This window comes from Syntrophales bacterium (assembly GCA_030655775.1).
In the GTDB taxonomy this organism is placed as follows: Bacteria; Desulfobacterota; Syntrophia; order Syntrophales; family JADFWA01; genus JAUSPI01.
On record JAUSPI010000120.1, the window covers coordinates 1 to 5239 of the forward strand.

Sequence of the window (5239 nt, forward strand, 5' to 3'; positions counted from 1 at the left end):
CGAGACGTTTGCAAAACCTGCAAACGTCTCGAAAGACATCTCCAATTAATACCAGAGGGTTCAAGGGGGCAAGGATTCAAGGATTCGAGTGAAAGGAAGAAAGACAACCCCGGATTACATTAGGATGCTTTATATATCTTATGGTTCTGTTTGCGAACTGGAAACGCAAATATTATTAGCAGGGGATTTGGATTTAATTGAAAAAGGTGTATTGGGTAAATTAAAAAAAAGATATAGCAGAAAGCGAAAGAATGTTAAAAGCACTGACCTGCCTGTGCGTGCCCGCACGCAGACAGGTAAAGTCTCTAAAAAACAAACCCTTGAATCCTTGACCCCTGGAATCCTTGGACCCTCTTCTCCAACTAAATTGGAGAAGAACCTTACATTATTAATCTCAAAATAAACTTGAAAGGTACAAACCAGGAGGATGACGATGCCTGGATTACGAATACGCAGGAATGCGCTTCATGGAATATCAGGTGTGATTCTTTTGGCCGGTTTTTATTCGATTTCACCAAAAATATCAGCAGAGAAGATATAAATTTTGGTGTCTTTATCCGACCACGCATCAGATGGAAGACCTGCTTTATGACAGGTTTCTTTCAAAAAGGTAAGCCTGTCCCATTTATATTTCGTGGCTACCTGGGGAAGAAGAATGCCGGAATAAAAACCTTTTACTATATAGATTCCATGGATACCGACTTCGATTTCGTTTATATCTTTAATCTCCTTCAAGGGGGTAAGAACTGATATCTCAATCGACAGATCTTTCAAGTCTTCCCGGCTAACGGGAGAAAATCTTGGATCATTGAAGGCAGCAGCCACGGCCATCTCTTCGATGGTCTTGTGCAGGGGCTTTTTCGCATCTATATATCCTATACATCCCCTTAACTGTCCATGTTTATGGAGAGTTACAAAAGCCCCCCTTTTCTCTCTAAGGGTGGCTGATTCTACCTGAAATTCGGGATTTTCTTCACCCGATATCCTGCTCTCAATTACGCTTCTGGCAATTTCGAGGAGTTTGTTTTTCTCTGTTTCTGTGAGCCCCATATCGATTCCAGCCGGGGTTTCTTCCTTGACGGTCTCAGAAGGGGTGGCTTTATAAAAGGCTGCAGAAGCATAACCGACAACACCACTCTTGTCTCCTGTAACATCTCCTGAATTGGCATATTTCAGCACCTTAACACTATCAGCACCAAGCTTTTTAGCAACCATCATGACAACAGCCATCGGCCCACCACCACAAGCCTCACAGGTGCCTCTTTCCAGACCTTTTAAAAGCTCTTCCGTATCCATTTTATTTATGTGATCTAAAACCACCGAGTCCAACTTCACGGCTCTGTCATAGCTGTGAAAATGAGAAAGATCAGAACTTCCAACTATAAGAACTTTTTTATCGGCTACTGATCTGAAAATCGCATTGGCCAACTCTTCACAGGTCTGACTGTTCTGATCCCCCATGACTATCGGGACGAAGCTGAATCCGCCCAAGACCGCCTGTAGAAAGGGGAGCTGTATTTCAACGGAATGTTCCTGCATGTGGGCGGTCGGAACATAAGATATCACAGGGCTTTGAGCAATAATCTCATTCGCCAACTGTGCATCTACTGGAACAATTCCCAGAGGTGTTTCATATCCACCTTTATTGTATATAGAAACCCCCTGGAAATAGGTACGGTGACTTGGTCCTATAACAACTACAGCATCAAAAGTCTTTCCCTCCACAAGCTTATAGGAATACGCGGCAATCTGCCCGGAATATGTATAACCTGCATGAGGTGAGATCAGAGCAACTACTTCTCCATCTAAAAATTCAGCCGGCACATTTTTAAGAAAGCCATCTATATCGGACGATAAAATCACCGGATTTCCAGGATACCATGATCCTGCAAGAATCGATTTTCTAACATCTTTCATATCTATTCCGTCCCCCCTTTCAGACCACGCCACAATAAATAGAAGCGCCAATACCACAATAGATGTTATCCTGATAAATTTCTTCATGATTCATTTTTCATTTTCGCGAAATAAATGCTTTTATGATTGAAGCTCCCCGCAGCAAGCAGCGGGGAACGAAGTAATTCGAAGAATAATGCGCTCGCTGTTCAGTTCAAAAATCTTAAATTGAAGGGCTATGGCTGGTGCCCTCCAGCTATTTTACCACTGAACTTTTGGTTTTATAAAATGGGCTTTTCTTCTGTCAAGTAATTATTAATAACCCCCTCTTCCTTGACGTCCTCTTTCTCCGGCTTACTGCCCATCTGACAATCTCCTTCAAAAATTGCTCCTTCCTGTACAACGAAAATCTCTGTCTTGACATTTCCCATAAGTTTTCCAGTTGAAAAAATCTCTACCTTTTTTTTAGTTTTAATACTTCCCCTCACCTGACCGCCTACCAATAAATTATCAACCGCAATGTTCGCCTCAATATTTGCGCTCTCTCCAACAATTAATGTTCCACCACCCAATATCTCTCCCTTAAAATCACCATCTATTCTGACAGAACCATCAAACATTAACTTTCCGTCGAACTCTGTTCCCTTTCCCAGGAATGCCTTTACCTCTTTTTCATTATTTTTGTTAGCCATACAAAGTCTCCTTTTGTATCAATCGTGAATCCCCCCGCCTACAGGACGGGGCTTCCCGGCAAGAAATATGTTTGTTTCATATTGCGGCGCCCCCGGTCAAGCCCTTACTCTTGCTGTTGAAGAATAAATCTTCTCATGCTTACATTCATAATCAATCCAATGCCTGCCATCAGCACAACCATTGAAGACCCCCCATAGCTTAAAAAAGGAAGGGGAAGACCCACAACGGGAAGAATGCCTAAAACCATACCGATATTTATAAATATCTCCCAGAAAACAAGCATAGTTACGCCAAATGCTATTAAGGCTCCCAACAAATCCCTCGAGTTCCGTGCAACATTTAAACCCCATAATATCAGTGCAAGAAATATGATCATCAATACCGTACCCCCGAGAAAGCCCCATTCCTCCGCGAAAACAGAAAACACAAAATCTGTTTGCTGTTCCGGCAGGAATTTTAGCTGAGTTTGTGTCCCTTTTAAGAAACCTTTTCCTAAAATACCGCCTGAGCCAACGGCAATCATGGACTGAATGACATGATATCCCGAACCGAGGGGATCTCTCTCCGGATTTAAAAAGGCTAATATTCTCTCTTTCTGATAATTCCTCAGAAAATTCCAGCAGATAGGAACCAGGACGATACCGCCGATGGCAGATGAGATAATTGAACTCCGCTTTACACCAATAAAAATGGCCATCGATAAAAAAAGAACAATCAAAATCAGGGCGGTACCGAGATCGGGCTGCTTTAATATTAACAGGAAGGGAAGCAATACTATCAGGAAGGGAAGCAGTAGTTTCCTGAGGTTGTAACTCTCATCAGTTTTATTGTCATCAAAATATTTTGCAAGGGCAAGTATAACCGTCAGCTTTACTGCTTCAGACGGCTGGAAAAAAAATCCTCCTACGACAAGCCACCTCTGGGATCCATGAGCCCCACTTCCATAAAGGAAGACCATTATAAGAAGGATGACGGAAATTACATAAATAACATATGCATACCTGCCTATAAAACGATAATCTATACAGAAACAGATTACCATAAACACAAGGCCGATCATAATCCAGTACATCTGTCTTATATAAAGGGGTTTGCCATTCAGATCGGCTAAGCTGTAACCTGCGCTGTAAAGATTCAAAACTCCGATAAAACTGATTGACAATACTAAAAAAAGTAGTACCCAATCAAAACTGAATAATAATCTACGATCAAACTTCACTTAAAGCTCCCCAAATATCAAAATAAAAAGTTTGATGCGCTCGTAAAAAGTCCGTTTTCTTCGCTCAAAACCATTTTGGGGATGCTGTTATTGCCCGGCTAAAAATCTAAAACTCGTGCTTATGCACTCAAACAGTTAGATTTTCTTAACGCCGGTCACTACCACCATCTTTTTCCCAAAATGCTTGAATTCGCTCCGAAAAGACTTTTTACCAACTTGTCAAGTTTGAAAAAAACAGTCCCCAATTTTCTTTCTTTGTGCCTCTGTGCCTCGATCTATCGGCTTTGGCCGATAGCAACTAATTTTGCATTTTCTGTTTTGATATTGTCAAAGTATCCGTCTATAATCTTTCTGGCGATTGGTGCTGCTGCTGATCCACCATGGCCGCCATGTTCAACAACAACTACCACGGCTATCTCAGGATTTTTGGAAGGTGCAAAGCAAACAAAGAGGGCGTGATCTCTCAACTTATATGGGGTTTTTCCCTCCGCAACATCTTCCCCATCTTCCGGCATACTGACAACCTGAGCTGTACCGGTCTTTCCGCACACATCCTCTTCCTTCCTCTTTAAAGCCCGCCCTGTTCCTTGATTTTCATTAACCGCTCCCCATAATGCCTGTTTTAATATTTCAATGTTTTTTTCACTGACGGGGATGTGAGATTTTATTTCCGGATTAAATTCCTCGATGATCTGTCCCTCGGCGGTTTCAATCCTTTTTACAATCCTGGGAACACACAAAGTTCCTTCATTCGCCAGGGCACAATATGCGTTCAGCAGTTGTATTGGTGTTACCAGCATGAATCCTTGCCCTATCGATACAGAAATCGTTTCACCCATTTGCCATGGTTCCTTGAATCTATTTAACTTCCACTCCCTTGTCGGGACCAAACCGCTTTTTTCTCCTGGGAGATTTATACCTGTTTTTGCTCCCAGGCCGAACCCCCGGGAATACTCTGCCAATTTAGCAATCCCGACCAACTTCCCGAGATTGTAGAAATAGACATCACAGGATTCCACAATAGCACGGTGCAGACTAATTTCACCATGACCGCCTTTTTTCCAACATCTGGATGTCCTGTTACCCAATATAAATGACCCATCACAGAAAAAAGAAGTTTCTGGAGTTATTAACCCTTCTTCGAGTGCCGCTGCGGCTACTATCAGCTTATATGTAGAACCGGGAGGATACATCCCGGAAATAGCCCTGTTTTCCATCGGGTGCAAGGGGTTGCTTAAAAGCCTTTCCCAGTTATCTGCAGATATTCCCCGGTTAAACAGGTTTGGATCAAAAGAGGGGCTACTCAACATAACCAATACTGAACCATCACGGGGATCCATCACGACAACTGAACCCGCCTTTCCTTCAAAAGCATCCTGCGCAATCTTTTGAAGATTAGAATCTATAGTAAGAACAACATTATAGCCGGGC

Annotated in this window: 5 protein-coding genes; 1 reads left to right on the forward strand and 4 read right to left on the reverse strand. The window is 42.4% G+C overall.

What is annotated here, in order from left to right:
* Positions 1 to 88 precede the first annotated feature (88 nt).
* Entirely contained in the window at positions 89 to 403 is a 315-nt protein-coding gene (locus Q7J27_06395) for a four helix bundle protein (GenBank protein ID MDO9528775.1), read from the forward strand.
* Between the two features lie 98 nt (positions 404 to 501).
* Here the strand turns inward: Q7J27_06395 and amrB are convergent, their stop codons facing one another.
* From amrB to mrdA, 4 genes are all read right to left on the reverse strand, one after another.
* Positions 502 to 2004: an AmmeMemoRadiSam system protein B gene (amrB, locus tag Q7J27_06400; protein ID MDO9528776.1), complete on the reverse strand. Its 1503-nt coding sequence runs from the start codon at positions 2002 to 2004 to the stop codon at positions 502 to 504.
* A 173-nt stretch (positions 2005 to 2177) separates the two neighbouring features.
* Entirely contained in the window at positions 2178 to 2588 is a 411-nt protein-coding gene (locus Q7J27_06405) for a polymer-forming cytoskeletal protein (protein ID MDO9528777.1), read from the reverse strand.
* Positions 2589 to 2692: 104 nt separating this feature from the next.
* Positions 2693 to 3808 (reverse strand): rod shape-determining protein RodA, encoded by a 1116-nt coding sequence (gene rodA / locus Q7J27_06410; GenBank protein MDO9528778.1) that lies wholly within the window; start codon positions 3806 to 3808, stop codon positions 2693 to 2695.
* Positions 3809 to 4083: 275 nt separating this feature from the next.
* The coding region (mrdA, locus tag Q7J27_06415) for a penicillin-binding protein 2 (protein MDO9528779.1) at positions 4084 to 5239 on the reverse strand (1156 nt) is incomplete at its 5' end.

Excerpts from the sequence above, each read along its gene's own strand:
- Q7J27_06405 (MDO9528777.1), bottom strand. The coding sequence starts at position 2,588 with ATGGCTAACAAAAATAATGAAAAAGAGGTAAAGGCATTCCTGGGAAAG.
- amrB (MDO9528776.1), bottom strand. The coding sequence starts at position 2,004 with ATGAAGAAATTTATCAGGATAACATCTATTGTGGTATTGGCGCTTCTA.